Annotated in this window: 26 protein-coding genes, 2 tRNA genes and 1 pseudogene; 11 read left to right on the top strand and 18 right to left on the bottom strand. The window is 63.5% G+C overall.

Going from position 1 to position 25830, the window contains the following annotated elements; genetic code table 11:
• Window positions 1-154: 154 nt before the first annotated feature.
• Window positions 155-3748, bottom strand: coding sequence for a PAS domain-containing protein (locus Q7T45_RS02245; protein ID WP_304867149.1), 3594 nt, complete (start codon window positions 3746-3748; stop codon window positions 155-157).
• A gap of 339 nt (window positions 3749-4087) precedes the next feature.
• Here Q7T45_RS02245 and Q7T45_RS02240 point away from each other — a divergent pair, with 339 nt between their 5' ends.
• From Q7T45_RS02240 to Q7T45_RS02210, 7 genes are all read left to right on the top strand, one after another.
• Window positions 4088-4471, top strand: a complete 384-nt coding sequence (locus Q7T45_RS02240; RefSeq protein WP_304866983.1) for a phasin — start codon at window positions 4088-4090, stop codon at window positions 4469-4471.
• 246 nt (window positions 4472-4717) lie between these two features.
• Window positions 4718-5149: a phasin gene (locus tag Q7T45_RS02235; RefSeq protein WP_304866980.1), complete on the top strand. Its 432-nt coding sequence runs from the start codon at window positions 4718-4720 to the stop codon at window positions 5147-5149.
• 258 nt (window positions 5150-5407) lie between these two features.
• Window positions 5408-5484 (top strand) — tRNA-His (locus Q7T45_RS02230).
• An 886-nt stretch (window positions 5485-6370) separates the two neighbouring features.
• Window positions 6371-6742 carry an RES domain-containing protein gene (locus tag Q7T45_RS29005; protein ID WP_370691195.1) on the top strand — a complete coding sequence of 124 codons (372 nt, stop codon included), beginning with the start codon at window positions 6371-6373 and terminating at the stop codon, window positions 6740-6742.
• A 259-nt stretch (window positions 6743-7001) separates the two neighbouring features.
• Entirely contained in the window at window positions 7002-7361 is a 360-nt protein-coding gene (locus Q7T45_RS02220; protein WP_304866974.1) for a hypothetical protein, read from the top strand.
• A gap of 147 nt (window positions 7362-7508) precedes the next feature.
• Complete coding sequence (locus Q7T45_RS02215; protein ID WP_304866971.1) at window positions 7509-7841, top strand: hypothetical protein; 333 nt, start codon at window positions 7509-7511, stop codon at window positions 7839-7841.
• 177 nt (window positions 7842-8018) lie between these two features.
• Window positions 8019-8702, top strand: a complete 684-nt coding sequence (locus Q7T45_RS02210; RefSeq protein WP_304739475.1) for a ParA family protein — start codon at window positions 8019-8021, stop codon at window positions 8700-8702.
• A 109-nt stretch (window positions 8703-8811) separates the two neighbouring features.
• Here the strand turns inward: Q7T45_RS02210 and Q7T45_RS02205 are convergent, their stop codons facing one another.
• The 5 genes from Q7T45_RS02205 to trxB all read right to left on the bottom strand — a co-directional run bounded on the left by Q7T45_RS02205 (window position 8812) and on the right by trxB (window position 12735).
• A complete protein-coding gene (locus tag Q7T45_RS02205; RefSeq protein WP_304866966.1) occupies window positions 8812-8946 on the bottom strand; it encodes a hypothetical protein in 135 nt (44 codons plus the stop codon).
• Window positions 8947-9077: 131 nt separating this feature from the next.
• Window positions 9078-9227 carry a hypothetical protein gene (locus tag Q7T45_RS02200; RefSeq protein ID WP_304739472.1) on the bottom strand — a complete coding sequence of 50 codons (150 nt, stop codon included), beginning with the start codon at window positions 9225-9227 and terminating at the stop codon, window positions 9078-9080.
• Between the two features lie 218 nt (window positions 9228-9445).
• Window positions 9446-10363: a 4-hydroxy-tetrahydrodipicolinate synthase gene (gene dapA, locus Q7T45_RS02195; RefSeq protein WP_304866962.1), complete on the bottom strand. Its 918-nt coding sequence runs from the start codon at window positions 10361-10363 to the stop codon at window positions 9446-9448.
• Between the two features lie 474 nt (window positions 10364-10837).
• Window positions 10838-11731, bottom strand: a complete 894-nt coding sequence (locus Q7T45_RS02190) for a LysR family transcriptional regulator (RefSeq protein WP_304739641.1) — start codon at window positions 11729-11731, stop codon at window positions 10838-10840.
• Window positions 11732-11769: 38 nt separating this feature from the next.
• Window positions 11770-12735 (bottom strand): thioredoxin-disulfide reductase, encoded by a 966-nt coding sequence (trxB, locus tag Q7T45_RS02185; RefSeq protein WP_304866959.1) that lies wholly within the window; start codon window positions 12733-12735, stop codon window positions 11770-11772.
• Window positions 12736-13003: 268 nt separating this feature from the next.
• Between trxB and Q7T45_RS02180 the strand changes: the two genes are divergently transcribed.
• Window positions 13004-13483 (top strand): Lrp/AsnC family transcriptional regulator, encoded by a 480-nt coding sequence (locus Q7T45_RS02180; RefSeq protein WP_304743931.1) that lies wholly within the window; start codon window positions 13004-13006, stop codon window positions 13481-13483.
• 19 nt (window positions 13484-13502) lie between these two features.
• On the opposite strand, the gene Q7T45_RS02175 is transcribed toward Q7T45_RS02180, so the two are convergent.
• The 9 genes and pseudogenes from Q7T45_RS02175 to Q7T45_RS02135 form a co-directional block, all read right to left on the bottom strand.
• Window positions 13503-13919 (bottom strand): DoxX family protein, encoded by a 417-nt coding sequence (locus Q7T45_RS02175; protein ID WP_304867145.1) that lies wholly within the window; start codon window positions 13917-13919, stop codon window positions 13503-13505.
• Between the two features lie 162 nt (window positions 13920-14081).
• A pseudogene (locus Q7T45_RS02170) lies at window positions 14082-14303 on the bottom strand (DoxX family protein); the annotation flags it as partial.
• A gap of 219 nt (window positions 14304-14522) precedes the next feature.
• Window positions 14523-14936 carry a DoxX family protein gene (locus Q7T45_RS02165; RefSeq protein ID WP_370691192.1) on the bottom strand — a complete coding sequence of 138 codons (414 nt, stop codon included), beginning with the start codon at window positions 14934-14936 and terminating at the stop codon, window positions 14523-14525.
• Window positions 14937-14946: 10 nt separating this feature from the next.
• Window positions 14947-15351, bottom strand: a complete 405-nt coding sequence (locus Q7T45_RS02160) for a DoxX family protein (protein WP_304866950.1) — start codon at window positions 15349-15351, stop codon at window positions 14947-14949.
• Window positions 15352-15492: 141 nt separating this feature from the next.
• Complete coding sequence (locus tag Q7T45_RS02155) at window positions 15493-15783, bottom strand: hypothetical protein (RefSeq protein ID WP_304866946.1); 291 nt, start codon at window positions 15781-15783, stop codon at window positions 15493-15495.
• Window positions 15784-15937: 154 nt separating this feature from the next.
• Entirely contained in the window at window positions 15938-16414 is a 477-nt protein-coding gene (greA, locus tag Q7T45_RS02150; protein ID WP_184257210.1) for a transcription elongation factor GreA, read from the bottom strand.
• Window positions 16415-16555: 141 nt separating this feature from the next.
• Window positions 16556-19885, bottom strand: coding sequence for a carbamoyl-phosphate synthase large subunit (gene carB, locus Q7T45_RS02145; protein WP_304866938.1), 3330 nt, complete (start codon window positions 19883-19885; stop codon window positions 16556-16558).
• 276 nt (window positions 19886-20161) lie between these two features.
• Window positions 20162-20238 (bottom strand) — tRNA-OTHER (locus tag Q7T45_RS02140).
• Window positions 20239-20304: 66 nt separating this feature from the next.
• Window positions 20305-21000: a class I SAM-dependent methyltransferase gene (locus tag Q7T45_RS02135; protein WP_304866935.1), complete on the bottom strand. Its 696-nt coding sequence runs from the start codon at window positions 20998-21000 to the stop codon at window positions 20305-20307.
• 123 nt (window positions 21001-21123) lie between these two features.
• Here Q7T45_RS02135 and Q7T45_RS02130 point away from each other — a divergent pair, with 123 nt between their 5' ends.
• Window positions 21124-21663 carry a Dps family protein gene (locus Q7T45_RS02130; RefSeq protein WP_304866929.1) on the top strand — a complete coding sequence of 180 codons (540 nt, stop codon included), beginning with the start codon at window positions 21124-21126 and terminating at the stop codon, window positions 21661-21663.
• Between the two features lie 184 nt (window positions 21664-21847).
• Here Q7T45_RS02130 and Q7T45_RS02125 read toward each other — a convergent pair whose 3' ends face one another.
• From Q7T45_RS02125 to carA, 3 genes are all read right to left on the bottom strand, one after another.
• Window positions 21848-22372, bottom strand: a complete 525-nt coding sequence (locus Q7T45_RS02125) for a hypothetical protein (RefSeq protein WP_304866926.1) — start codon at window positions 22370-22372, stop codon at window positions 21848-21850.
• A gap of 88 nt (window positions 22373-22460) precedes the next feature.
• Window positions 22461-22970 (bottom strand): PaaI family thioesterase, encoded by a 510-nt coding sequence (locus Q7T45_RS02120; RefSeq protein ID WP_304866923.1) that lies wholly within the window; start codon window positions 22968-22970, stop codon window positions 22461-22463.
• A 204-nt stretch (window positions 22971-23174) separates the two neighbouring features.
• Complete coding sequence (gene carA, locus Q7T45_RS02115; RefSeq protein ID WP_304866920.1) at window positions 23175-24365, bottom strand: glutamine-hydrolyzing carbamoyl-phosphate synthase small subunit; 1191 nt, start codon at window positions 24363-24365, stop codon at window positions 23175-23177.
• A 169-nt stretch (window positions 24366-24534) separates the two neighbouring features.
• On the opposite strand from carA, the gene Q7T45_RS02110 reads away from it, so the two are divergent.
• Complete coding sequence (locus tag Q7T45_RS02110) at window positions 24535-25236, top strand: alpha/beta fold hydrolase (protein WP_304866917.1); 702 nt, start codon at window positions 24535-24537, stop codon at window positions 25234-25236.
• Between the two features lie 127 nt (window positions 25237-25363).
• Entirely contained in the window at window positions 25364-25819 is a 456-nt protein-coding gene (locus Q7T45_RS02105; RefSeq protein WP_304866912.1) for a GatB/YqeY domain-containing protein, read from the top strand.
• The last annotated feature ends 11 nt before the right edge of the window (window positions 25820-25830 follow it).

Below are 25830 nucleotides of genomic sequence, written 5' to 3'. Positions count from 1 at the left end.
GCGCCGAATTGGACGCGGCCGATTCACGCAGCGGGATGAGGATCTCGCCGCTTCTCGGACGATAACCCCCTCGCTCCCTCATGGTGAGGAGCGCGGCATCGCCCCGCGTCTCGAACCACGAGGCCCCGTCTGTTTCAACGAAGCCGGATCGAACTCAGGCCTTCGCCACTGCGTGGGAAAACACCACTTCGATCAGCGTGCCCGAATGCGGGCCGGTCTTGATGTGGAATTGCGCGCGGTTGGCTTCGACCAGCGCCTTGGTCAGCGACAGGCTGACGCCGGAACCGTCGGAGGACTGATCCGACGGCGCATGGTTGCGGAACGGCTCCATCGCGGCGGCGACCTCATTGTCGTTGAGCCCGTGTCCGGTATCGCGGACCCGCAGCACCACCTCGCCGAAATCCGACAGCGCGGTGGAGACGATGACCTGGCCGCCGGCATTGGCGAGATGGATCGAGTTGCCGATCAGGTTCAGCGTGATCTGGCGCAGCGCGCGGGCGTCGGCGATGACCGGCGGCAGCGCATGCGCCAGCGAGGTCCGGATGATGATGCGTTCGCGGTTGGCCTGCGGCTGCATCACCGCGACGCAGCTCTCCACCAGCTCGTTGAGGTTCTGGTTGGTGAAAGCCAGATCGAGCTTGCCGGTCTCGATCCGCGAGAGATCGAGCAAATCGTTGATGATGGCGATGACGCGCTCGCCGGAAGCGCGGATGTCCTTCATGTATTCGACGTAACGCTCGTTGCCGAGCGAGCCGAAGCGTTCGCCGATCATGACTTCGGCAAAGCCGATGATGGCGTTGAGCGGGGTGCGGACCTCATGGCTGATCCGCGCCAGCATGTCGGCCTTGGCGTTGGCGGCGCGCTCGGCCAGCCGCCGCGCCTGCTGCAGCTCGCTTTCGTTCTTGCGGGCTTGCGACAGATCGCGAAACACCGCGAAGAAATTCGGGCCGTCGGGCCGCGTCCGCCCCATGGTCATCGACAGCGGGATGATGCCGCCGCCGCGCACACGGCCCAGCATGTCGCGGCCGTGGTCGAGCAGGCTGGCGACGCCGGCGCCCTTGATGCTCTCCAGGTAATCCTGCATCACGCCCTGGCTTTCCGGCGCGAACAGCTCGGCGAGATTGCGCTGCACGAGATCGGCGCCGTCGTAGCCGAACAGCGCCTCGGCGCTGCGATTGCACGAATTGATGTTGCCTTCGCCGTCGAACATCACGATGCCTTCGGCCGTGGTGTCGAGAATGGCGCCGAGCTCCTCGGCATTGGCGTGACCGACGGCTGAGGGCTCGCTCGAAGGCGCGCCGGCCGGGACCGCCTGCGTGATGGCGGCGGCGATCGCGGCGCCTTCGCCGGCGGCGCCCGAGCAGATCAGCGCCAGCGCCGAATCCTCGTCCCACGCGATGGTATAGAGCCGCGCATCGGTCGCCGGCGACGGCGCTTGGTCCGGCGAATCCTGGCTCGCGGAAATCGTCACCGGCGTGCCGGTATCGGATGTGCTGGAAGCGGTGGAGACGCCGGGTTCGACATAGAGCGCGTCGAGGCCACCGGCCTCTTCGAGGGCGTGAAGGCTGTCATAGCCGATCCGCGCCAGAAACGCTGAATTGGCATAGAGCAGCCGGTCAAGCCGGTAAATCAGGACGCCGACCGGCACGAGGTCGAGCAGCATCTTGTCGCGCCGGGTCTCGCCGCGCGCCGGCGGTTCGGGCGGGGCCAGCCACTCCGGCGTTTCAGCCGGCGCTTCGACCGGCTCGGCCGCCGCGACCGGCCCGACAACATCGTCTGACGCGTCGGACAGATCAGCCATTGCCGCCGCGCCGGTCTCGGCCTCGAGCCGCGCCGACAATTGCCGCGCGAGCTCGTTGAAGGCGCTGTTCTCCACCGGGGTCAGGACCGGTGATTTCGGTTCGCTGATCGGGCGAAACGGCAGGACGTTCTTGAGCGTTTCGGAGCTTTCCACGGTCGTTTCCAAATCGGTTTGGTATGAAGTCGGGGCGGCAATCGATGCTGGCAATTCAGACGTAGTGGACGACGCAACAACGGCTATGTCGGGCAACGCGGCGGCGGGCGAATCACTGGCCGGACCGGCCTGTACGATATCGGCCGAAAGCGGCTGCGGTGGGGGCGGCGGGTTGAAAAATTCGTGGCGGCGCTGCGCGGCGAGCCGGGTCAGCCCGTCGAGATCGCGGCAAACCCCAAACCCCCGATAGCCGGCAAGTTTTCCGGTGTGATCGTAGGTCGGCAGTCCCGCCAGTTCCACCGGCAAGCGGCCGCCGCCATCGACCGGCCAGTCCAGCGTGATGCCGCTCCAGGTGCTGCCGGTGGCGACTGCCCTGGCGACGCGGCCGTCGGGATCGAGCCCGAACGTCTCGGCGATCTCGCTCCACGGCCGTCCGAAGCCGGCGGCGGTGCGGGCGCCGATCAGGCGGGTGAATTCATCGGACCCGAGCGAGAAGCGGCCTTCGGCATCCATCTGCCACATGAAGCGCAGCGGGTGCTCCCGCGCGGCGGGTGGCTCGTCGAGCCATGACGGCGCGCCGGTGGCTTCGGATTGGTTTGCCGGTGACATGGAAGCCTCCATCGCGGATGCAGCTTGCTCCGCGGGCAGAGGCGCCGTCGCTTCGGCAACGGCTTCGACATCGCGGGAAGGTTGCTCCAGATCAACACCGGCATCGGGCTTTGCGGCTTCCACCTGGTCTTCGATCGGTGAAGCCTCGACGTGAGATTCAACTTGGGGCAAGTTGAGCTGCAGCACCGACTGCAGGTCGATATCTTCTTCGGGTGGCTCCTCGACGAAGTCCCCGGCGTCCGGGGCTTCAGCAGTCGCTTGGGCCGGCTCCACAAACTCGTCGATCAGCGCGAACTCGGCCGGGGCTTCGCCCGACATCGCCGGCCGTTCGTAGTCCGGCGCCGGCAGGTCCGCCAGCGGCGCGACCTGCTGCACGGGCTCCGGCGGCAGGGCGGCAACCGTCTCTTCCGGCGACGATGTCGCGAACTCGTCGACCAGCGCGAATCCGGCGGGGGCTGCGTCCGGGACCGCCGGCTGTTCGTGATCAGACGACGCGACGTCTTCAGGAGCGACCTGTTCAGGAGCGATCTGGGCAGGCGCCGGCGCGATCAGCGCCACCAGCCCGACATCCGCGCCGGTGCCGACGCGTTGCAGCACCATGTGGCCGATGCCGACCGGGGTCTCGACGCGGCCTTGGGCGAGCGCGTTGCTGCGCGCCTCGTCGAGACCGGCCTCGGAGAGATTGCGAAAGCCGAGCAGCGGCCGCGCGGCGTCGCTGGCGCCGACGAACATGCCGTCACGCGCGAACGCCGCGATCGGCGAATCGATGCCTTCGACCAGGCGCTGCAGCCGTTCGACCAGCGGCATCGCGCGGCCCACCGCTTCGGCGGCGGCGATCAGGATGCCGTGGTTGCCGTCGGCGAATTCGAGCCGCGCGCAGCCGCAGGTCATCAGGGTGCCGAGCGGTGCGCCGAAACCGCGCAGCCGCTCCAGCCGGATCGCGCCGGTGGGCGACAGCCGCCCGGCGAGTTGCGCCACCTGGCGCCGGTGCTGGTCGGCGGGGCCGAAAATCCTGCCGGCGAGCACGGCGCCGTTGGCCGCGCCGAACAGCCTGGCACCGACCGCATTGGCCCACCAGATCCGGGTGCCGTCGGTCGACCACAGCCACACCGGCAGCGCACTGGTGGCATGCACGGCCAGCCTCGGATCGCCGACGCCTCGCAACTGGAATTCCGCATTGTTCATCGTGGTGACATGGCTGACTGGTTGGGCCTTGGCTAAGACGATGGCGCAGAGTTCGGCGGCCAAACGATGACAGCCTTAACGAACCCTTAGTATCGCCCGCCGCCAAGGTCAGGTCCACGGTTTGCGGCCGGGCTGCCGCCCAAAGCGGAGATAACCTTAATCCGGCTGAACCCTGCGCCGGGCTTTGGCGTTGGGCTGTTGCAAACGGCGTCCAGAGGTCCACGATGGGAACAGGCGGATGTCGCGTCATATCGGCGAGGCTATTTGCCCTTTATCCTGACATGGGAACGGGGAACCGGGGCCGTGGACAGCCTTCGGATACCGAACAGGAGTGGGACCATGAGCGAACAAGGACGTGACCCTTTCGAGACTCCCAAGGAAATGCGGTCGATGGCCGAGGCCGGCTTCGACCAGGCCCGCCAGGCCTTCGAGAAGTTCCTGAGCGGCGCGCAAACGACCGCCGGAACCATCGAGGAGAAGCGGGAGGCGGTTGCCGCCGGCGCCAAGGACATCGGCGCCAAGGCGATGTCCTACGCCGAAAAGAACGTCCAGGCGTCGCTGGACTATGCCCAATCGCTGCTGCACGCCAAGGATCTGACGGAAATCATGCGGCTGCATACCGAATATGTGCAGGCGCAGATGCGGTCGCTGGCCGAGCAGGCCAGCGAGATGGGCCAGATCGTCAGCAAGGCGGCGATGGACGCCGCCAAGCCGAAAAGCTGACAAATGCCTTCCGACGGTTGATTTTGGCGGGTTCCGCAGCCGGAACGTGCGTTCGGCTGGCCCCTGCTATGCGGCATTGCGGTGAAAATCGCATTGCAATGCACAAAATTGACATGTTAAGGGTGTTATCTGTTGGTTGCCCGACAATGGGCATTCCCGTTCTGCGTGATCAGTTCGACGTTTTCCGGTGGGCGCCGGGGGCGTGTGAGGGGTCACATTTTTCACCCAACGCGAAGGATGCAAGTAATGGCCAATAACGATCCTTTCTCTGCTTCCGTGATCCCGTTCGAAGTCCCCGAGCAAATGCGTGCGTTCGCCGAAAAGGGCGTTTCGCAGGCCCGCGACAGCTACGCCAAGTTCAAGGATGCCGCCGAGACCCATAACGGCACCATTGAGGCGGTGTTCACGACCGTCAGCAAGGGCGCCAGCGAATACTCCGCCAAGCTGATGGAAATCATGAAAGCCAACAGCACCGCGAGCCTGGACTTCGCACAGGAGCTGTTCAGCGTGAAATCGCCCACCGAGGCGATGGAGCTTTGGGCCTCGCACGCCAAGAAGCAGTTCGAAACCTTCACCGCCCAGACCAAGCAACTTGCCGAGCTGAGCCAGAAGGTTGCGGCGGAGACCGCCGAGCCGATCAAGGCCAGCGCGTCGAAGCTGTTCAAGCCGGCCGCCTGATAGGCCCGTTTCGCATTCCAAAAAAAGCCCGGGCGGCCAGCCCGGGCTTTTTGTTTGGGCGCTGCGCCAAGGGACTGCGTCGAGGGACTGCGTCGAGGGCGAGGCGTGCGGGTTTTTGCCCGGCGAGGCCTGCGAAGCGTGAACTTTTACCGCCTCCGAATCGACCCTTACGGGGCATCCACCGGCCTTGCCAAAGGGCGGCGTTGCACCTAGTTTCCGCCCCGTTCGGCGACCCCATTTCAAGGGCTCGCCAAGGATGCAGTTGTAGCTCAGTTGGTTAGAGCGCCTGTCTGTGGAACAGGAGGTCGGTGGTTCGAGCCCACCCAACTGTACCACCACAACAAATTCCTCTGTGGTTTCAGCAACGTACTGATAGACCTGATGTATTTGCCCGCGCTAAAATACAAAAGGCGCTACAAATGGCATTACGGATGGTCGCGTTAAATCGTGCTGCTGATGGTCGATGGTTTGCACGCAAAGGCATCCCCGAAGATGTTCGCGAGGAGTACGCACGCCTGTATGGCGTGAAACGTGAAGCGCATCTCAAACTGCCAGCGGACACAGCGTCACACGAAGCAAAGACGCAACTCGGAGAGTGGGGAGCAGAGATTGAAACGCGCATTGCAACGCTGCGATCAAAGAAGAACGGCTCAGGTCAGCCGCTCACTCGATTAAACGCGATTGCACTCGCAGGCCGTTGGTACACATGGTTCGTCGGACAGCATGAGAACGACCCCGGTCCAGCCAAGCGTTGGCAGGAGATGAGCAACCACTTCGTTTGGAATGTGATCCACCCCGAGGCACCAGATAGCTACCACGAGAACCATAAGTCTGACCCCAAATGGGAGTGGGCGAAGGAGCCGGAGGTTCGCGAAGCGGTGAGGCCACAGGTTGCCGAGTTGGCCCGTGTGGCAACCTTCCTTGCCAGCTCCGGTATTGCATTGAACGCCACCGCTTACGCGCTCTTTGTGGATGCTGTCAGCGACAACCTGCTGTTGGCGATTTCGGTGCTGGAGCGGCGTGCCAATGGCGATTACTCCCGTGATGACACACCTGACAGTTTCCCTCCGTTCACCGATGGTCCGGCTAGGGGTAAGGGTGTCAGTTGCTGGGAATTGTTCGAGGCCTTCGTACTCGCGACGAAGCCCGCGCCGAAGACTGTGACTAGATGGAGGGCGGTTTTCCTCGCAATGCAGCGTGAATTCGCCGAAGTGGGGGCGGATGGTATCACTGAGGACGTTGCGCGTACGTGGGTGCACGGTCTGGTCAATAACGAGCGAGGCCCCAGCACCGTTCGAGAAATTTGGCTGTCGGCGTCGCGGCGCGTATTTAGCTGGGCTCGTGAGCACAAGCGCATTCGACAAAACCCCTTTAAGGAAGTCAGGGTACAGTCGCACGCAGGAAATCGCCGATGCCACTGTGTTTCTCGGGTTTACAGGACTGGTAGTTCCAAGCGCGCGATGGGATTGCACCAATCTAGTGGTCTTTACGGAGAGGACTAATCCCGGCCAGCTCACGATAATTGGGTCTCCGAAGCCTGTTGATTGGACCTCGTGGCGCGAGCATCGTGCAGCGGTACGTGGACGCACATAGGCCTCGCTGAAAATACAAAAAGGTACTACAAACGAAGCAAACGCGCGGGCGAAAACGTTAGGTTTATCAATCATCTGTCTGAATGTTGGCAGTACCCACCCAACTGTACCAGGACGCTATCCACCGCGACCCCGCACCCCGCGCTTGACCTCTGCTTGCCAATCCGCCGCGGTTCACCCACAATTCTCCCAATTAATGCTTGAGGGGATTCTCGAAGGGATCCTCGAGTGGATTTTTGGGAGGATTCTTGGGAGGATTCATGTTCGTGCTCCGGTCCAGCAAGTTCCAGTTTGGTTTGATGCTCGCGACCGCGCTTGCGGTCTCGATGTGGCCTGCGGCGAGCCAGGCCTATTCCCCCGAGCAGGAGCAGGCCTGCACCGGCGATGCGATGCGCCTGTGCGGCGCCTACATCCCGGACGTCGACCGCATCACGGTCTGCATGATCCAGCAAAAATCCCAGCTCAGCCCTGGCTGCCGGGCGCATTTCCGGCCCGAGCCCTCCGAAGTCAGCTCGGTCCGTGCGGGAAAGCCTCTCGGCATCACGCCGGCGAAGGCGCGAAAGCCGGCCAGCGCCAAGGCGAAGAAACCCGGCAAGCCTGCGAAGCCGAAGGCAACCTGAACGCGAAAAAGCAGCGACGTGCGCGCGGGCTCGTTCGACATTCGCCTCATGTGACCCGGAACAACGCCGCCCGCGGATGCTTGGCACCACGGAACGACGCCTTGCGTCGGTGCCTCGGATCCCCATCTGAAGGCAAGGAGAGATTCAGTGGGTGAACATTCCAGGGAGGAGCTTGATCGGCATTTTGCCTGGTTTCAGGACAAACTTCCGCCGGGACCGGCCAGATTCATCGGCTGGCTACGCAAGCCGTCGTCGATCCTGGTGCGGATTCCGCTGGCGATCTTGCTGATGATCGGCGGCATCTTCAGCTTCTTGCCGATCCTGGGACTCTGGATGCTGCCGCTCGGACTCGTTTTGTTCGCCCAGGATGTGCCGATCCTACAAAAGCCGATGGCGCAGTCGCTCGGATGGATCGAACGCAAGTGGGAAGTGCGTCAACGCGCAAAAGCCGAGCGTGAGCGCGTAAAAAATGCGCAGTGACTCACTTCCAGCGCTGTCGCGATTCACTTTTTGAGTCTGCTGCAGCGCATGGTGTGACTCAAAAGCCCACTCCGCCGATTAATCCGGGGCTTCGTCCACTTTAGCGGTAAATTTTTCTTTCACGAATCAGCGTGCTGATTCATTTTCGCCATCTGGGGTCAATCTGGAGGCGAAGGTATGAACGTTATTGTTTTCGCATCGCGTAAAGGCGGCTCGGGAAAGAGTACCCTTGCCGCCCATCTCGCTGCGCATGTCCATAAGGTTACGAAGCCCTGTCTGCTTGTCGATGCCGATCCGCAGGGGTCATTGACACTCTGGCACAAGCTGCGCGGCACCAACGAACCCACGATCAAGACCGCCGTCAATTCCGTGAGCGGGATCGTGGCCGCCGCCAAGCGCGACGGCTTCGAGTGGGTATTCATCGACACGCCGCCGAATTTGTCGGCCGTGGTCGACGATGCCATCAAGAACGCCACCATGGTGATCATTCCGGCGCGGCCGGGCGTGTTCGACGTCAACGCCGTGCAGGAAACCATTCAAACCTGCCGTGCCGCGCGAAAACCCTATGCGGTCGTGATCAACGGCGCGCCGGCACGCCGCGACGAGGCGGAGAGCCCGATCGTCACCATCGCGCGGGAAGCGCTGGCCAAATTCCGCGCGCCGGTGTGGGGCGGGCAGATCACCAACCGTGCCGATCTCCTGATGGCGCTCAGCCATGGCGAAGGCGCGCGCGAATACGACGCCGAGGGTCGCGCGGCGGCGGAAATCAGCCGGCTATGGGCTGCGATCGAGCGCTCGGTGAAGGCCATTCGCGGCAATGGATCCGCGACCGGCGCGATGCACAAGCAGCAGGCGGCATAGTTCTGCCGCACGGCAAGTTCTGCCGCACTGCAAGTCTGACAAAGAACGCGCGGTTTCCGCGCGTTTTTCTTTTGTGCCTGCGCTTACCCTCCAGGGGAGGGCAAAGATCTCACGCCACCATCAGCATGTAGAAGATGATCACCGGTGACAGGCACAGGATCACCGACCAGACGCCGACCGCCCAGAGAATGTCCTGGACGGAAAAACCCTGAGGTTCAGGGAAGGTATTGTTCTCGATGTTCATGACGCCCCCGCTTTTTTTGTCTTGTGGGGGATATTGATACAGGTCGAATTTTAAAAAGCCGGTCGCGATTTCGCTCGCATTTGACCACAAGTGCTACCGCCGATTAACGACGATGCGCACGTCAGGTCGCTTCAGCTCATCAGCAGGCGGAACGCCAGCACCGGCGACAGGCCGAGAATGGCGGCCCACAGGCCGAATGACGACACCAGCCAAACGTCCTGCATTCGCCGGGCCCGTGCGCAAACCGGATATTTGGCATTCGTGATCGATTGAGTGGTCATTGGCGTCCCCCGTTTTTTGTTATGGGGATTCAATTAAGCCTCAAACTCTAAGGACGACGCCTCGCTATCTGCTGAATTTGAACTGTCGGTTTCACCACGCATTAACCAGCCGAATCGAGCGGGTTGATTGCGGGGGCTGCGGCCGCTTCAACGAACGCGTCTTGCTCGTCCCTCCTACAAGGGGTTCACGAGGGGAGGGATGAGGAGCGGTGTCCCGGCTATGCCGCGCGGGTTGACGCTGCCGTTCGTCGTTGCATCTCCGCATCGAGCCGCGCCGCCAGCTCCGCGCTCACCTCCACCATCGGCAGGCGGACGTCGGCGCGCGCGATCAGCCCGGTCCGCGCCAGCCAGTATTTTGCGGGCGCCGGGCTCGGCTCGGCGAACAGCAGCGTGGTGAGTTCGGAAAGGCTTTCCCAGCGCGCGCGTGCGGCGTCGCGGTTGCCTTCCCGCAACTCCGTGCGCACCGCCGCGAAGCTGTCGGTCTCGATGTGGGCCGACAGCAGGATGGCGCCATCGGCGCCGTCGGTGAGCGCCTCGTAATAGTGCGCGTCCTCGCCGGTCAGAACCTTGAAGCCGGCCGGCCGCTGCCTGAGCAGTTCGATCGATTGCGCGCGGTCGGCGCCGCAATCCTTCAGGCCGACGATGTTTTGATGTTCGGCGAGCCGCAGCATGGTCTCGTTCTCGATATTGACCGCGGTGCGGTAGGGAATGTTGTAGAGCACGATCGGCCACGCGGCATGGTCCGCCAGCGCGGTGAAGTGCTGCAGCAGGCCGCGTTGCGACGGCCTGACGTAATAGGGGCTGGCGATCAGGTAGCCGTCGATCGGCCAGTCGGCCGTCTCATCCAGCGCATCCTGCATCTTCGACGTGCTGGCGCCCGACAGCCCGAGGCAGACCGGCAGCGTGCGTCCGCCGTCGGCGATGCCGTCGCGGACTGTTGCTACGACCCGCTCCAGTTCGGCCATGCCGAGCGTCATGCCTTCGCCCGAGGTGGCCGTCAGGATCAAGCCGTCGACCGGTCCGGCCGCGTAGTGTCGGGCCAGCCGGCGCAGCGATGTCTCGTCGACTTCGCCATCGCGGAACGGCGTGACGAGGGGCAGCCACAGGCCCTGCAATTGCGATCGAAGGTCAGTCATGGGTCCATCTCCTTGGGGGGTAAGCCGGAGACGGGACAATAAAAAACCCCGTCCAGACGGCGGGGTTTTGAGGATCGTGTGAGCGTGAAGCCTATCGCGCGCGTCGATCTCCAGTCCCCGGAAGGGGACCTTTTTTCGACAGCGTCAGCTTGCACGAAATCGTGATCATCCGCGAATGATGATCGTCAAACGCAAAACTGTCAACGGCGAGAGCTGCGGCCGCGCGCGTACGTCGCAGGCGCAAAAAAAAGCCGGGCTCGAACGAGCCCGGCTTAAGGTATTGGCCACGTGAGGCCGACACAATCACCTTCCAAGAGGGATTACTGAGCGCTCGCGCCACTGGAGGAGGGGGACAAATGCGCAACACGAAAACTCAGCGTAAAGACATTATGATCCGCGTTGGTGCCTCGCAGCAACCGTCCAAGTCGCATGTCAGTCATGCGGAGACCGGGGGTTCGTGAAAACACCGGCAGGCTACGACGGCCAGCGCTGCGCCTTGCTGACCACGAAGTCGCGGAACACCTGCACCCGCGCCACCGACTTCAACTCTTCGGGATAAACAAAATAGGTGTCGAGCTGGATCGAATCCGACTCGCCGAACAGCTGCACCAGGCGGTTGTTTTCCTCGACCAGATAGTCCGGCAGGGCGGCAATGCCGAGGCCCTGCTGGCAGGCGCGCACCAAGCCGAGGATATTGTTGACCTTGAAATACACCTCGCGCGGACCGGAGCCGTTGCGTCCGGCCTCGACCAGCCAGTTGCGGTTCTGCAGATGCGGCGCGACCTGGCCGTCGGCGAGCGTGATGATGCGATGCGCATCGAGCTCGTCGAGGGTGCGTGGCGTGCCGAAGCGCTTGATGTATTCCGGCGAGCAATAGGCATGGAAGCCCATCGCGAACAGCTTGCGCTGGATCAGGTCCGGCTGCGTCGGCTTGCGGGTGCGGATCGCGACATCCGCCTCGCGCATCGACAGATCGAGTTCCTCGTCGGTGACGATCAGCTGGATCCGGATCTCCGGATAGAGCGCGGTGAATTCGCCGAGCCGCGGGATCAGCCAGTTGATGCCGACGCCCGGGGTGGTGGTGATCTTGAGATCGCCGCTCGGCCGCTCGCGGCTGTCAGTGAGCTTGGCGCGCGCCGCCTGCAGCTGCATGAACACGTCATGCGCGGTGCGAAACAACAGGTCGCCCTGCTCGGTGAGGATCAGGCCGCGCGCATGGCGATGGAACAGCGACACCGAGAGCTCCTGCTCCAGCGCGCTGACCTGCCGGGAGACGGCCGATTGCGACAGCCCAAGCTGCTCGCCGGCATGCGTGAAGCTGCCCGCTTCCGCCGCCGCGTGAAACACCTTCAGCTTGTCCCAATCCATATCGGTAAATCCGTCGCGTGTTCGAGATCTTGGCATGGTTATTCCGCCGCCGCGCGGTCGCTGGCGCGCAGCGCGAGAAAGCGTTCGGCCTCAAGCGCTGCCATGCAGCCGAGGCCGGCGGCGGTGACCGCCTGCCGCCAGGTTTCGTCGGCGACGTCGCCGGCGGCGAACACGCCCGGCACCGAGGTCGCGGTCGAGTTCGGCGCCACCTCGACATATCCCGATGGCTTCAGCTTGACCTGGCCGAGCACCAGTTCGGTCGCCGGCGCATGTCCGATCGCGATGAAGACGCCGTCGGCCGCAAGCTCGGTCAGGGTGCCGGTCTTGACGTTCTTGAGCCTGACATGGGTGACCTTGCCCGGATTCTCGGTGCCGCAGATTTCGTCGATGGCACTGTCCCACACCACCTTGATCTTGGGGTGCTTGAACAGGCGGTCCTGCAGGATGCGCTCGGCGCGAAAATGATCGCGGCGATGCACGATGGTCACCTGCGACGCGAAATTGGTCAGGAACAGCGCTTCCTCGACCGCGGTGTTGCCGCCGCCGACCACGATGACCTCCTTGCCGCGATAGAAAAATCCATCGCAGGTCGCGCAGGCCGAGACGCCAAAGCCCTTGAATTTCTCTTCCGACGGCGTGCCAAGCCAGCGCGCCTGCGCGCCGGTGGCGAGAATGACGGTTTCGGCGAGATAGACGTCGCCGCTGTCGCAGGTCAGGCGGAACGGCCGCTCTCCCAGTTCGAGCCTTGTGACGAGATCGGTGACCATTTTGGTGCCGACATGGGCCGCCTGCTTTTCCATCTGCTCCATCAGCCACGGCCCCTGGATCACATCCGCAAAACCCGGATAGTTCTCCACGTCGGTGGTGATGGTGAGTTGGCCGCCCGGCTGCATGCCCTGGATCAGCACGGGTTCGAGCATCGCGCGCGCGGCATAGATGGCCGCGGTGTAGCCGGCCGGGCCGGAACCGATAATGACGACCTTGGCATGGATGGGGGCAGGCATAGAGGCAGGTCCCTCTCTTAAGGGAATTTGGCCAGCGCTTGCGCGGAATGCGCCCGGATAGCCATCGCGGCGGCGCTGAAAGTGTCAAATCCAAGATAGGGCATCTGGCGAGCTATGCAAGAATTGCAATCCATATCCGCGAATTTTCCCCGTGAGGTGGAAAAATGGCGCAGCGCACGCGCAATAAAATTGCGCAAGCCGCGCGAGCTGGGCTAAGAGTGTTGCCGATACCCATCCCACAAGCCGCTTAGCCAGGACCTGGACCCGCGTGTCGAAGAATCTTGACGAGATCGACCTCAAAATCCTCGCCGAAATCCAGGCCGATGGCCGAATCACCAATGTCGAACTGGCCAAACGTGTCGGTATTTCGCCGCCGCCCTGCCTGCGCCGGGTCCGGACGCTGGAGGAGGCCGGCTATATCCAGGGCTATCGCGGGCTGCTGGATCCGCGCCGGCTCGGTTTCGACGTCACGGTGTTCGCTTCGGTGCACCTGTCCAGCCAGACCGATGCCGACCTGCGCGCGTTCGAGGAGTTCGTGCGCGCCGAGCCGCTGGTGCGGGAATGCTGGATGCTGTCGGGCGAGGTCGATTTCATCCTGAAATGCGTCGCGCCCGACATGGCGACGTTTCAGGATTTCGTCACCCACCTGACCGCGGCGCCGCATGTCCGCAACGTCCGGACCTCGCTGGTGCTGCACAATTCGAAATACGAGGCGGCGGTGCCGCTGGAATTGAAAGTGCCGGGCTGAGTTACAGCGACGCCGGCGCTCAGCGTTTGCCGCGCGTCGCGTCGAGGGCCCACGGCCCGCCGCCGGCGCAGGCGAGATGGAAGCAGGCGAAGCAGAACAGGATCGCCGCGTTGCCGCCATTGAGCAGCGGGATTAACGCCGGTGCGGCGAGCCCGCCCTCGAACATGTGTCCGATGAAGTAAGCGAACGCCATCTGACCCGACAGGATGAAGGCCACCGGCCGCGTAAACAGCCCCAGTATCAACAAAGCGCCGCCCACCAGTTCGAGCACGCCGGCGACCGTGACCAGCGGTGAAATATTGAGGAAAGCGGGCAGCACCGGAATTTTGTAGATTTTGGCGAGGCCGTACTGAAACAGCAGCAATCCCGTGAAGATCCGGTAGATGCTGAGAGCCGTCGGTTCGAAGCCCGCGAGCGTGCTGTTGAACTTGTCCATGGCCGCCCCGCTCGAGCGCGACGCATCGACGCTCCACGTCCCCGCGCCGGCGCTCGACAGATAGAGGCAGCTGAGGAGGTACAGGATCGTCAGCGTGCTGCCGGCGATCAGCGGGTGAAAGCTTTTCGGCAAGTACCTGGTGATGAGGAAAAACGCGAGGTCCACGGCGATGATCAAGGCCGCCGGCCGCGTCCACAGCCCGAGGATCAACAGCGCGCCGCAGATCAGTTCGACGAATCCGCTCGCGCCGATCATCGAGAACAACTGGATATTGGCGTTGGACGGCACCACGGGAAAGCCGATGGTCTTTGCCATGCCATGCTGAATGATCAGCAAGCCTGTCATGACGCGCAGCAGGCTCAGCGCGCGCGGCGCGAACCCCACCAGTGCTTCGGTCAAGATTGCCTCCCAGGAATAAGACGCGTCCGATTCGTATCGCGTCGCGGCTTCCGGGGAAAGCAACCACCGCAGGAAAATCCGCTGCGGCTCGTAAAGCAGCACAACGCGACGGCGATGCCGCTGCAATTGAAAGTGCCGGGCTGACGCCAGGCGTTTGTGCCGCCGTCATTGCGAGCCGTTGGCTCGCAATGACGAATGCCGATGTCAGCGCTTGCCGCGCATCATCGCGTCCACGCTCCACGGGCCGCCGCCCGCACAGGCGAGATAAAGGCAGGCGAAGCAGAACAGGATGGCTGCATTGCCCCCGTTCAACAGCGGGATGAATACCGGTGTTGCGCCCTTGAACATGTGCCCGATGAAATAGGCGAACGCCATCTGGCCCGACAGGATGAACGCCACCGGCCGCGTGAACAGCCCCAGCATGAGCAACGCGCCGCCGACCAGTTCGATCGCGCCGGCGGCGGTAATCAGCGGCGGAATATTGGCAAAATAGGGCAGCACCGGAAATTTCAGGATTTTGGCGACGCCATACTGAAACAGCAGCAATCCCGTCATGATGCGGAAGATGCTGAGAGCCATCGGCTCAAAGCCCGCAAGCGTCCTGTTCAACTTGTCCATGGTCATCCCCTCAGGCTTTTTTCATCGAAGCGTCAACGCTCCACGGTCCAGCACCTGCCGTCGCCAGATAGAGGCAGGCGAAACAGTACAGGGCCGCCAGCGTGCCGCCGTTGATCAGCGGGTGAAAGCCCTTCGGAAAGTGGCCGATGAAATAGGCGAACGCCATCATGCCCGAGAGGATGAAAGCCACGGGACGCGTGCACAGGCCGATGATCAGCAGCGCGCCGCCGATCAGTTCGATGAAGCCGGCCGCGCCGATCAGCGACAGCGGCTTGACGGTGGCGTACATCGCAACGACGGGAAAGCCGATCAACTTTCCCATGCCATGCTGGATGATCAGCAAGCCTGTAATGATGCGCAGCAGGCTCAGCGCCGTCGGCTGCCATTTCCCCAATATCTTGTCGAATGCGTCCATGTCGTCTCCCCCCAAAGTTTAATGCGTTCAATTCGTATCGTGTCGCGACTTCGAGGGAAAGCATGTCACCGCAAGAAATCCGCCGCGTTTCGCAAAGCAGCATGGGAATAACACCGCAAGCAAAGTGTTGCGATAACCCGATCACTTTTTCGAGGGGGCGCGCTTCGGAGCGTCCGGGCTGAGGCAGCGGATGGCCTGCGGCTGGCAGGCAAAGCCGATGTTGGAGCAGACCGGCGGCCCGCCTTCGGCGCCGCGCGAGCAGTTCACGCATTGGTCGGTCCACCGGCTGCAGTTCGCCGGGCCTTGTTGCACCTGAACATCTGCAGGTGCGCGGCGCGGCGGGACCTTGATGTCGGCGGCATCAGCGGCACCTCCGGTCCACGCGAAGATCGCCGCGAGGATGAAAAGCGCGGTGAGATGACCATGCCGCATGCTGCTCTCCGCGCGCCCTGTCAGGATTTGCATGGGTCAGCCGCCTGACAACTTTCTGCATCTTGCCGTGGCGGCGCCGACCGGACAAATGAAAAAGGCCGGGAAATATCCCGGCCGTTTCATGCTGGCAGAATTGAAAGCCCGCTTCGGGCGATCAGCGCCACTCGACCTTGGTGATCTCGTAGGCCTTGGCGCCGCCGGGCGCCACGACTTCCACCGATGCGCCCTTCTTCTTGCCGATCAGCGCGCGCGCCAGCGGCGAAGTGATGGAGATACGGCCCTTCTTGGCGTCGGCCTCCGGTTCGCCGACGATCTGCCACACCGCCTTCTTTTCGGTGTCCTCGTCGACCAGGGTGACGGTGGCGCCGAACTTGATGGTATCGCCGCTTAGCTTGGAGATGTCGATGATATCGGCGCGCGCGAGCTTGTCCTCGAGCTCGGCGATGCGGCCCTCATTGTGCGACTGCTCTTCCTTGGCGGCGTGATATTCCGCGTTCTCCGACAGATCGCCATGCGAGCGCGCCTCGGCGATATGCTCGATGATCCGTGGACGGTCCACCGACTGGCGCTGCTTCAACTCGACTTCGAGGGCGGCATAGCCGCCCGCGGTCATCGGAACCTTTTCCATCATAGCTCTTCGTCCTTCAACTTCATGCGGACCAATCCGCGGCACGCACAAACGCCGAAACAGAACCCTCTCATGCCTGGCGAGTTCCAGTCATGCGGATTCACTGCCGATCTGTTTGCCGGGCGCAAGCGCCCGGTCAAAGGATCAGGTTTCGGAAAAGTAACTCTGCAGCGTGCGGACCTCAAGGTCCCCGCCCAGATAGGCGCGGATCCCCTGCGCGGCCGCCACGGCGCCCGAAAGAGTGGTGTAATATGGCACTTTATGCAAGAGGGCAGCGCGCCGCAACGACCGGCTGTCGGCCAGCGCCTGCGGCCCTTCGGTGGTATTGAAGACCAGCTGGATGTCGCCGTTCATGATGGCATCGACGATATGCGGCCGTCCCTCCAGCACCTTGTTAACTTTCTCGGTCGGCACCCCGCTGTCGGCGAGGAAACGCTGGGTGCCCGAGGTCGCCATCACCTTGAAGCCCAGCGAAAACAACAGCCGCACCGCGTCCAGGATCCTGACCTTGTCGATCTCGCGAACCGAAACGAACACGGTGCCCTTGCGCGGCACGCGGGTGCCGCCGCCGAGCTGGCTCTTGGCGAACGCCACCTCGAACGAGCGGTCGATGCCCATCACCTCGCCGGTCGATCGCATCTCCGGGCCGAGCACGGTATCGACGCCGGGGAAACGGGCGAACGGGAACACCGATTCCTTGACGCCGACGTGGCCGAGCTTGCGCTTCTTCAAATTGAAGTCGGCGAGCTTCTCGCCGGCCATGATTCGCGCCGCGATCTTCGCCACCGGCATGCCCATCACCTTGGCGACGAACGGCACGGTGCGCGACGCCCGCGGGTTGACCTCGAGCACGTAGATGTCGCCATCCTTGATGGCGTATTGCACGTTCATCAGCCCGACCACGTCGAGGCCGAGCGCCAGCTCGCGGGTCTGCCGCTCCAGCTCCGATATCATCGCAGCATCCAGCGAATGCGGCGGCAGCGAGCAGGCGCTATCGCCGGAGTGAATGCCGGCTTCCTCGATATGCTCCATGATGCCGACGATGAAAGTGTCCTTGCCGTCGCACAGGCAGTCGACGTCGATCTCGATGGCGTCGGACAGATAGCGGTCGAACAGCAGCGGATTGGTGCCGAGCACGGTGTTGATCTGGCCGGTCTTGTCGTTCGGATAGCGCGCCTTGACGTCGCCGGGGACGAGCTCGGGCAAGGTGCCGAGCAGATAGTCGCTGAGCTGGTTGTCCTCGCGGATGATCTGCATGGCGCGGCCGCCGAGCACGTAGGACGGGCGCACCACCAGCGGCAGGCCGAGATCGGCCGCCACCAGCCGCGCCTGCTCGACCGAATAGGCGATGCCGTTCTTCGGCTGCTTCAAACGCAGTTTGTCGAGCACGCGCTTGAAGCGGTCGCGGTCCTCGGCGAGGTCGATGGCGTCGGGCGAGGTGCCGAGGATCGGCACATTGGCCGCTTCCAGCGCACGCGCCAGTTTCAGGGGGGTCTGGCCGCCGAACTGAACGATGACGCCATGCAGCGTGCCGTTCTTGCGTTCGGTGGCGATGATTTCCAGCACGTCTTCGGCGGTCAGCGGCTCGAAATACAGCCGGTCCGCGGTGTCGTAGTCGGTCGACACCGTTTCCGGGTTGCAGTTGATCATGATGGTTTCATAACCGGCGTCGTGCAGCGCGAAGCAGGCATGGCAGCAGCAGTAATCGAACTCGATGCCCTGGCCGATCCGGTTCGGGCCGCCACCAAGGATGATGACCTTCTTGGCGCTGGTCGGCGCGCTCTCGTCGGCCAGCGCGCCGGCGAACGGCGATTCATAGGTCGAATACATATAGGCGGTGGGCGACGCGAATTCGGCGGCGCAGGTGTCGATGCGCTTGAACACCGGGCGAACCCCGAGCGCCTGGCGCTGGGCCGTCACGGCGGCCTCGGTGGCCTGGGTCAATACTGCGAGCCGTGCGTCCGAAAAGCCCATCGCCTTCAGGGTGCGCATGCCGAATGCATGCGTGGGCAGGCCGCTTTGCTTGATCTTGCTTTCCATCTCGACGATGCCGCGCATCTCCGCGAGGAACCAGGGATCGATCTTGCAGGAGGTGAAGATCTCCTCATTGCTCCAGCCGAGCCGCATCGCCTGCGCCACCTGCAACAGGCGGTCCGGCGTCGGCGTGCCCAGGGCGGCGCGGATCGCATTCTTGTCGTCGCTGCGGCCGAGGCCCTCGATCTCGATTTCATCGAGCCCGGTCAGCCCGGTCTCGAGGCCGCGCAGCGCCTTTTGCAGGCTCTCCTGGACGGTGCGGCCGATCGCCATCACCTCGCCGACCGACTTCATCGAGGTCGTCAGCGTGGTGGAGGCGCCGGGAAACTTTTCAAACGCAAAGCGCGGGATCTTGACGACGACGTAATCGATGGTCGGCTCGAACGACGCCGGCGTCGCACCGCCGGTGATGTCGTTGGCGATCTCGTCCAGCGTGTAGCCGACCGCGAGCTTGGCGGCGACTTTTGCGATTGGAAAGCCGGTCGCCTTCGAGGCCAGCGCCGAGGAGCGCGACACCCGCGGATTCATCTCGATCACGACCATGCGGCCGTCGGCCGGATTGACGCCGAACTGCACGTTGGAGCCGCCGGTCTCGACCCCGATCTCGCGCAGCACCGCCAGCGAGGCGTCGCGCATGATCTGGTATTCCTTGTCGGTCAGGGTCAGCGCAGGCGCCACCGTGATGGAATCGCCGGTATGCACGCCCATCGGATCGAGGTTCTCGATCGAGCAGATGATGATGCAATTGTCTTTCTTGTCGCGCACCACCTCCATCTCGAACTCTTTCCAGCCGAGCACGGATTCCTCGATCAGCACTTCGGAGGTCGGCGACGCATCGATGCCGCGTTCGACGATCTCGATGAATTCCGCCTTGGTGTAGGCGATGCCGCCGCCGGTGCCGCCCATGGTGAAGGAGGGGCGGATCAGGGCCGGGAAGTCGATCACGTCGAGCGCGCGCAGCGCGTCCGGCAGCGTCTTGACCTGGACCGAACGCGGCGTCTCCAGCCCGATCTTGGTCATCGCCTCGCGAAACCGCTGGCGGTCCTCGGCCTTGTCGATGGCATCTGCGGTGGCGCCGATCATCTCGACGTCGAATTTCTCCAGCGTGCCCTGCTTGCGCAGGGACAGCGCGCAGTTCAGCGCGGTCTGGCCGCCCATGGTCGGCAGCAAGGCAAAACCCCTGGAACGGTCGCCGCGTTCCTTTTCGATGATCTTGGCGACGATTTCCGGCGTGATCGGCTCGATATAGGTGGCGTCGGCCAGTTCCGGATCGGTCATGATGGTGGCCGGATTGGAATTGACCAGGACGATGCGGTAGCCCTCGTCCTTCAGCGTTTTGACCGCCTGGGTGCCGGAATAGTCGAATTCGCAGGCCTGGCCGATCACGATCGGACCGGCGCCAATGATCAGGATGGTGGAGATATCGGTTCTTTTGGGCATCAAGTCTCGGGGTCAAGTCTTGGGGGCTGGGAACTGGGCACAAAAAAAGGGCGCGCCTGTCGCGCGTCCCTCAAACCCGGCGCTTGGGATCAACCTCGCGCGCGGGTGGTCTTTAGACCAGATTCCGCACCCGCGAAAGGGTCTTAAAGGCCCCATCAACCGGCATTTTTTCCGCCTTCGCCCTGCGGGCTATGGCGGGACAAGCCCGCCTTGGGGGATGGCCGGAAGCCCGCCTAGGGCTGGCTTGCCCAGCCGAAGCTGCGCAGCAGCGAAGGCTGGAGGCCCGGCCTGGATTCGAACCAGGATAAAGAGCATTGCACTGCTCCCGCGTCGACGCTTTCCGCCACCGGGCCGCGCCGATCATCGCCGATCACGCCGCCGTGAGCCATGCTTGCCGTTGATTAACCCTAACGGGCCGGTCAGAACGCGTGGCGCGCCACAAAGGTCATCCGCCAGGGGTTGTGGCCGATATTGACGTGCGCGCGCGAGGCGGTGAATCCGCTGGCGGCCAGTTTTGCCACCATCTCGGCCTCGCTGTAGCGCTGCAAGCCCACCTTGGCGCGCAATTGCCGGTAGTCCGACAGCGCGGTCGAGACCAGCCCGATCAGGGCGTCCTTCAAGAACCCGTGGGTGAGCGCGAAGCGCAACAGCGCCGTCACGTCCCTGATCATGCCGACTTCGGGGCGCAGGATATCGCCCACCACCAGCCGGCCGCCGGGCTTCAGCAGCCGTTTGATCACCGCGAAGGCCTGGTCGAGTTCGGCCGGCGTCATGTATTGGGCGACCGAGTTCATGACCGCGAGATCGATGGATTTTTCCTCCATGTTCCGGAGGTCGTCGAGCGAGCGCACCCTGATTTTGGTGATCGGGGCAAAGCGCGCGATCAGCCGGCCGCGCACGCCGGGTGCCGGTTCGGCGAGATAAAGCTTGCCGCAGGCGTCGGCGACCTTGGCTGCGGACAGCGCTTCGCCGCAGGCGTAGTCCAGTACCACCGCGTCCGGGGAGGAGATGTAGCCGATGATGTCCCGGGCGATGATCTGGAAATGCAGGTCGCGATGCAGCCTGCTCGCATAAATTGTATGCGTGGAATCGTAATAGTCGATCCAGTCGTCCATCGCTGATGTGTCCGGCAAAAACGGAGGTTCCGGGCGTGGAACCGACTGCGTAGGTGCTGCGTTAGATGGTCCCGCGACCGGTGTCCAACGTCCAATGTCCGGTTCCTAACAGGAAGGTGCAGTGTGAGCAAAGCCAAGCAAGACAACAAATCCGGCAAGGTGTCCCCCGATCTCGACACGCCCACCGATCTGCCGCAGGCGGGGGTGGACAAGATTTCGGCCGCGCTCAACGTGCTGCTGGCCGACGCCTTCGCGCTCTACATGAAGACCAAGAATTTCCACTGGCATGTCTCGGGCCGACATTTCCGCGACTATCATCTGCTGCTCGACGAGCAGGCCGCCGCGATCTTAGCCACCACCGACGAGTTGGCCGAACGCGTCCGCAAGATCGGCGGCGTCACGCTGCGCTCGATCGGGCAGGTCGCGAAATTGCAAACCGTCAAGGACAACAACGAGTCCTATGTGCCGCCGCGCGAGATGCTGCGTGAACTGATGGAAGACAACAAGAAGATGGCGACGGCGATGCGCAAGGCGCGCAAGCTGGCCGACGACCACGAGGATGTCGGCACCACCTCCCTGCTGGAAAACTTCATCGATCAGACCGAGCGCCGCACCTGGTTCCTGTTCGAAGCCAGCCGGCAGGAAGGCGACAACGCCGCGTAGGATCTTTATTCTTCCCTCTCCCTTTGTGGGAGAGGGTGGCACGGACGCGCGAAGCGCGTTCGTGACGGGTGAGGGGTTCTCTCCTCACGGCGATGTCTTCGTGGGATGATAGAGACCCCTCATCCGGTCCGGACTTCGTCCGGACCACCTTCTCCCACAAGGGGAGAAGGGAAGAAGGTCCACTTTACAAATTCCACAGCCGCACCAGCGGCCCGTCCGCGCCCCGCACCGGATCGGTGTTCGGCAGCTTCACTTGCGGGATCGACTTCAGCGCCTTCGCGTGAGCTTCCTTCGTCGGCCGCACCAGATCCATCGGTGGCCCCGGCGGATAGGCGCCGACGACGCAGAAGTCAGCGCTCGCCGACAGGCGTTGATGCCCGGTGCCCGCCGGCAGGATGGCGACGTCGCCCGCCGCAATTTCAAATTCCCGGCCGTGGTCGCCGCCGAACCGCACTTGCGCACGACCGCGCGCGACGCCGAGCGCCTCGTGAACCGTCGCATGGTAGTGCAGATAATCGTAGACGCCGTTGCGCCACATCTCGCCCCAGCCATTGGCGCCGAACAGTCCCTCGATGGTTCTTTCGGGATGCGCGTTGGCGACGTCGATCGCGCCCTTGTAGACCAGAAACGGCATCGGATTGTTGGGGACGAGGCCGTCATCGGCGAAGACGAAGGCGAGCGGTTCGATGTCCGCACAGATGACTGACATGGCGATCCTCCGGCGCATCAAAATACGCGTGAATTCAACCAATGTCAGCTTCTCACGTTCCCTTGGTGGATGTGGGGAATCGCCCAGCCTAACTGCCGACCGGCGAGGTGGCCGGAAGCTCGAACACCAGGCAGGTCGTGGTGGCATGCGCCAGCAGCCGGCCCTTGGCGTCGGTAATGCGCGCTTCCGCCGTCGCGGCTCGGCGGCCGACACTCAGCGTGCGGCCCTCGCTGCGCACCGGGCCGGTATTCTCGGTCATGCCCTTGATGAAGGAGATCTTGAACTCCAGCGTGGTGTAGCCGGTACCGGCCGGCAGCGCGGAATGGACCGCGAGCCCCATCGCTGAATCCAGCAGGATCGCGGCGTAGCCGCCGTGCACCGAGCCGATCGGATTGTAGTGCCGGAAGCCGGGGATGCTGTGAAACACCACGATTCCGGGCTCGGCGGTGGAATCGAACGGCTCGACCGTCTGCATGATCGGCGGCGCCGGCAGCTTGCCCTCGAAGATGGCGCGGACGAAATCGAGGCCGGCCATCGAGGCCATCACGTCGGTCGGGGTGACGCCGTATTCGATGGCGGGGGCGGATTGGGCGGGCATGGGGGCGTCTCTCGGTTTGTAATGATAACCATCATACTAAACGACGCCCCCAATCGCAACGCATTGGTATCGTGTCCCGGACGCGGTGCAGCGCCTCTTGGCGGTGCGCCGCAGCGCCGGGACCCATGGGCTGCAACGTATGAGTGATGGGCCCCGGCTTAGCAGCGCACCGCTTCGCGCTGCACTGCATCCGGGGCACGAGCGCTACGCGCTCTTCTTCGCCCGCATCAGGTCGGCGAACCGCTTGAACAGGTAATGCGAGTCGCGGGGGCCGGGGGAAGCTTCCGGGTGATACTGCACCGAGAACACCGGTCTGCCGTCGAGCGAGATGCCGCAATTGGAGCCGTCGAACAGCGAGATGTGGGTTTGCGTCGCGCCCTTCGGCAAGGTGTCCTGGTCGACGGCAAAACCGTGGTTCATCGAGGTGATCTCGACCTTGCCGGTGGTCTCGTCCTTGACCGGATGATTGGCGCCGTGATGGCCCTGATGCATCTTTTTGGTCCTGGCGCCGACGGCGAGGCCCAGCATCTGGTGGCCCAGGCAGATGCCGAAGGTCGGGGTGCCCGACTCGATCACCTTCTGGATCACCGGCACGGCGTATTTGCCGGTTTCGGCGGGGTCACCGGGGCCGTTCGACAGGAACACGCCGTCGGGCTTCATCGCCAGGATGTCTTCGGCCGACGTGGTTGCCGGCACCACCGTGATCTTGCAGCCTTCGCCGGCCAGCAGGCGCAAAATGTTGCGCTTGATGCCGTAGTCGATGGCGACGACGTTGAATTCGGGCGCGGTCTGCCGGCCAAAACCCTTTTCCCACTCCCACGGCGTCTCGTCCCAGGTGAAGCGCTGGGCGGATGTCACCATCGGCACCAGGTCCATGCCCTCGAGGCCGGGCCATTCGCGGGCTTCTTCCTTCAGGCCATGCATATCGAATTGGCCGTCTCTGGCATGCGCGATCACGGCATTGGGCATGCCCTTGCTGCGGATCAGCGCGGTCAGGGCGCGGGTATCGATGCCGGACAGGCCGATGATGCCGCGCGCCTTCAGCCACTGGTCGAGATGTCTGACGGAGCGGTAATTGGAGGGATCGGTGATGGCTGCGCGCAAAATCACGCCGCGCGCGCCTGGCGTCGCCGCCATGTTCACCGTCTCGATGTCCTCGTCGTTGGTGCCGACATTGCCGATGTGCGGAAAGGTGAAGGTGATGAGCTGCCCGGCATAGGAGGGATCGGTGAGGATCTCCTCATAACCGGTCATCGCGGTGTTGAAGCAGACTTCGCCGACCGCCTGGCCTTCCGCGCCGAGGCCGAAACCCTCCAGCACGGTGCCGTCGGCAAGCACGAGGAGCGCGGTCGGTTTGTGGTCCGGCCAGGCTGAACTGTTTTCTGGTGATGTCATGAGCGCATTACATAGTCGCCGCATTCCCGGGCGTCAAAGCCGGAAAGCGCGGATTCACATGCGCTTTGCGCCTATTTGACAGGCGGGACCGGGGTCTTAATCTGGCGTTCCCCGTCCGGGGCCGATTTGCCCGATTTACCCCCGAAAACCGCCCGATCCGGAGCCAAGCATGGATAATCCGATGCCGATCTTGCTGGTTCCGGGCTTGGCGTGCTCGCCGCGGATTTTTGCGCCTGTGGTCCCGGCCTTGTGGCGATTCGGCCCGGTGACGGTCGCCAACCACATCCGCGACGACAATATGGGGGCGATCGCGCGCAAAATCCTGGCCGAGGCGCCGCCGCGTTTCGCGCTGGCCGGGCACTCCATGGGCGGCTACATCGCCTTCGAGATCATGCGGCAGGCGCCGGAGCGCGTCGCAAAACTGGCGCTGATGAACACCCAGGCGCGCCCGGATACGCCGGAGGCCGGTGAAAAACGCCGCGGCCAGATCGCCCGCGCGAAAGCCGGCGAATTCAGCGCCATCCTCGACGAGCTGTTTGCCGCCTTCGTGCATCCGTCGCGGCGGGATGACGCGTCCTTGCGCCAGCTGGTGAACGACATGGGCGACGACGTCGGGGCCGACGCCTTTGTGCGTCAGCTGACCGCCATCATGAGCCGGCCGGACTCGCGGCCGACGCTGGCGTGGATCAAGTGTCCGACGCTGGTGCTCTCGAGCGACGAGGACAAGACCGTGCCGAATTCGCTCTCGACCGAAATGGCCGGCGGCATTCCCGGCGCGAAACTGGTTATCATCCCCGATTGCGGCCACCTGACGCCGCCGGAACAGCCGCAGGCGACCGCCGAGGCGCTGGTCGAATGGCTGCGAAGCTAAAGCGTTTTCAAGCGAAGTGGGCACCGGTTCGCGTGAGGAAAACGCGTCAAAACAAGAGTTGTTTGACGGCCGCGAACGGCCTAGATCAGGGGCTTCCAGCGACTTCAGCCCGCGAGAGGACATCACGATGCTGCGCGACGACATCAACAACGCGGTCAAGGACGCGATGCGGGCCAAGGACGAGCGCAAGCTTTCCACGCTGCGCATGGTCAATTCGACCATCAAGAACGCCGACATCGCCGCCCGCGGCGAAGGCAAGCCGCCGCTGTCGGATGCCGATCTTCTCGGTGTTTTTCAAAAAATGATAAAACAGCGCCAGGAATCGGTCGAGCTCTACGACAAGGGCGGCCGCGCCGAACTCGCCAACCAGGAGCGCGAGGAGATCGCGATCATATCAGCCTATCTGCCGAAGCAGATGTCGGACGACGACGTCAAGGCGGCGATCGCAGCCGCCGTCGCCGAGACCGGCGCTGCCGGCATGAAGGACATGGGCAAGGTGATCGCGGTGCTCAGAGCGAAATACGCCGGGCAGATGGATTTCGGAAAGGCCAGCGGGCTGGTGAAGGCGGCATTGTCTTCTTGAGGTGCCCCACT

The sequence above is a fragment of the Bradyrhizobium sp. genome (assembly GCF_030646015.1).
Lineage (GTDB): Bacteria > Pseudomonadota > Alphaproteobacteria > Rhizobiales > Xanthobacteraceae > Bradyrhizobium.
Note: the sequence above shows the minus strand (reverse complement) of the source record. Positions and strands in the feature narration are given on the sequence as shown.

What these genes read in the sequence shown, in the direction of transcription:
- Q7T45_RS02245 (WP_304867149.1), bottom strand. Translation starts at nt 3,748, where the DNA reads ATGAACAATGCGGAATTCCAGTTGCGAGGCGTCGGCGATCCGAGGCTG.
- Q7T45_RS02240 (WP_304866983.1), top strand. Translation starts at nt 4,088, where the DNA reads ATGAGCGAACAAGGACGTGACCCTTTCGAGACTCCCAAGGAAATGCGG.
- Q7T45_RS02235 (WP_304866980.1), top strand. Translation starts at nt 4,718, where the DNA reads ATGGCCAATAACGATCCTTTCTCTGCTTCCGTGATCCCGTTCGAAGTC.
- Q7T45_RS29005 (WP_370691195.1), top strand. Translation starts at nt 6,371, where the DNA reads ATGGTATCACTGAGGACGTTGCGCGTACGTGGGTGCACGGTCTGGTCA.
- Q7T45_RS02220 (WP_304866974.1), top strand. Translation starts at nt 7,002, where the DNA reads ATGTTCGTGCTCCGGTCCAGCAAGTTCCAGTTTGGTTTGATGCTCGCG.
- Q7T45_RS02210 (WP_304739475.1), top strand. Translation starts at nt 8,019, where the DNA reads ATGAACGTTATTGTTTTCGCATCGCGTAAAGGCGGCTCGGGAAAGAGT.
- Q7T45_RS02205 (WP_304866966.1), bottom strand. Translation starts at nt 8,946, where the DNA reads ATGAACATCGAGAACAATACCTTCCCTGAACCTCAGGGTTTTTCCGTC.
- Q7T45_RS02200 (WP_304739472.1), bottom strand. Translation starts at nt 9,227, where the DNA reads ATGACCACTCAATCGATCACGAATGCCAAATATCCGGTTTGCGCACGG.
- dapA (WP_304866962.1), bottom strand. Translation starts at nt 10,363, where the DNA reads ATGACTGACCTTCGATCGCAATTGCAGGGCCTGTGGCTGCCCCTCGTC.
- Q7T45_RS02190 (WP_304739641.1), bottom strand. Translation starts at nt 11,731, where the DNA reads ATGGATTGGGACAAGCTGAAGGTGTTTCACGCGGCGGCGGAAGCGGGC.
- trxB (WP_304866959.1), bottom strand. Translation starts at nt 12,735, where the DNA reads ATGCCTGCCCCCATCCATGCCAAGGTCGTCATTATCGGTTCCGGCCCG.
- Q7T45_RS02175 (WP_304867145.1), bottom strand. Translation starts at nt 13,919, where the DNA reads ATGGACAAGTTCAACAGCACGCTCGCGGGCTTCGAACCGACGGCTCTC.
- Q7T45_RS02165 (WP_370691192.1), bottom strand. Translation starts at nt 14,936, where the DNA reads ATGGACAAGTTGAACAGGACGCTTGCGGGCTTTGAGCCGATGGCTCTC.
- Q7T45_RS02160 (WP_304866950.1), bottom strand. Translation starts at nt 15,351, where the DNA reads ATGGACGCATTCGACAAGATATTGGGGAAATGGCAGCCGACGGCGCTG.
- Q7T45_RS02155 (WP_304866946.1), bottom strand. Translation starts at nt 15,783, where the DNA reads ATGCGGCATGGTCATCTCACCGCGCTTTTCATCCTCGCGGCGATCTTC.
- greA (WP_184257210.1), bottom strand. Translation starts at nt 16,414, where the DNA reads ATGATGGAAAAGGTTCCGATGACCGCGGGCGGCTATGCCGCCCTCGAA.
- carB (WP_304866938.1), bottom strand. Translation starts at nt 19,885, where the DNA reads ATGCCCAAAAGAACCGATATCTCCACCATCCTGATCATTGGCGCCGGT.
- Q7T45_RS02135 (WP_304866935.1), bottom strand. Translation starts at nt 21,000, where the DNA reads ATGGACGACTGGATCGACTATTACGATTCCACGCATACAATTTATGCG.
- Q7T45_RS02125 (WP_304866926.1), bottom strand. Translation starts at nt 22,372, where the DNA reads ATGTCAGTCATCTGTGCGGACATCGAACCGCTCGCCTTCGTCTTCGCC.
- Q7T45_RS02120 (WP_304866923.1), bottom strand. Translation starts at nt 22,970, where the DNA reads ATGCCCGCCCAATCCGCCCCCGCCATCGAATACGGCGTCACCCCGACC.
- carA (WP_304866920.1), bottom strand. Translation starts at nt 24,365, where the DNA reads ATGACATCACCAGAAAACAGTTCAGCCTGGCCGGACCACAAACCGACC.
- Q7T45_RS02110 (WP_304866917.1), top strand. Translation starts at nt 24,535, where the DNA reads ATGGATAATCCGATGCCGATCTTGCTGGTTCCGGGCTTGGCGTGCTCG.
- Q7T45_RS02105 (WP_304866912.1), top strand. Translation starts at nt 25,364, where the DNA reads ATGCTGCGCGACGACATCAACAACGCGGTCAAGGACGCGATGCGGGCC.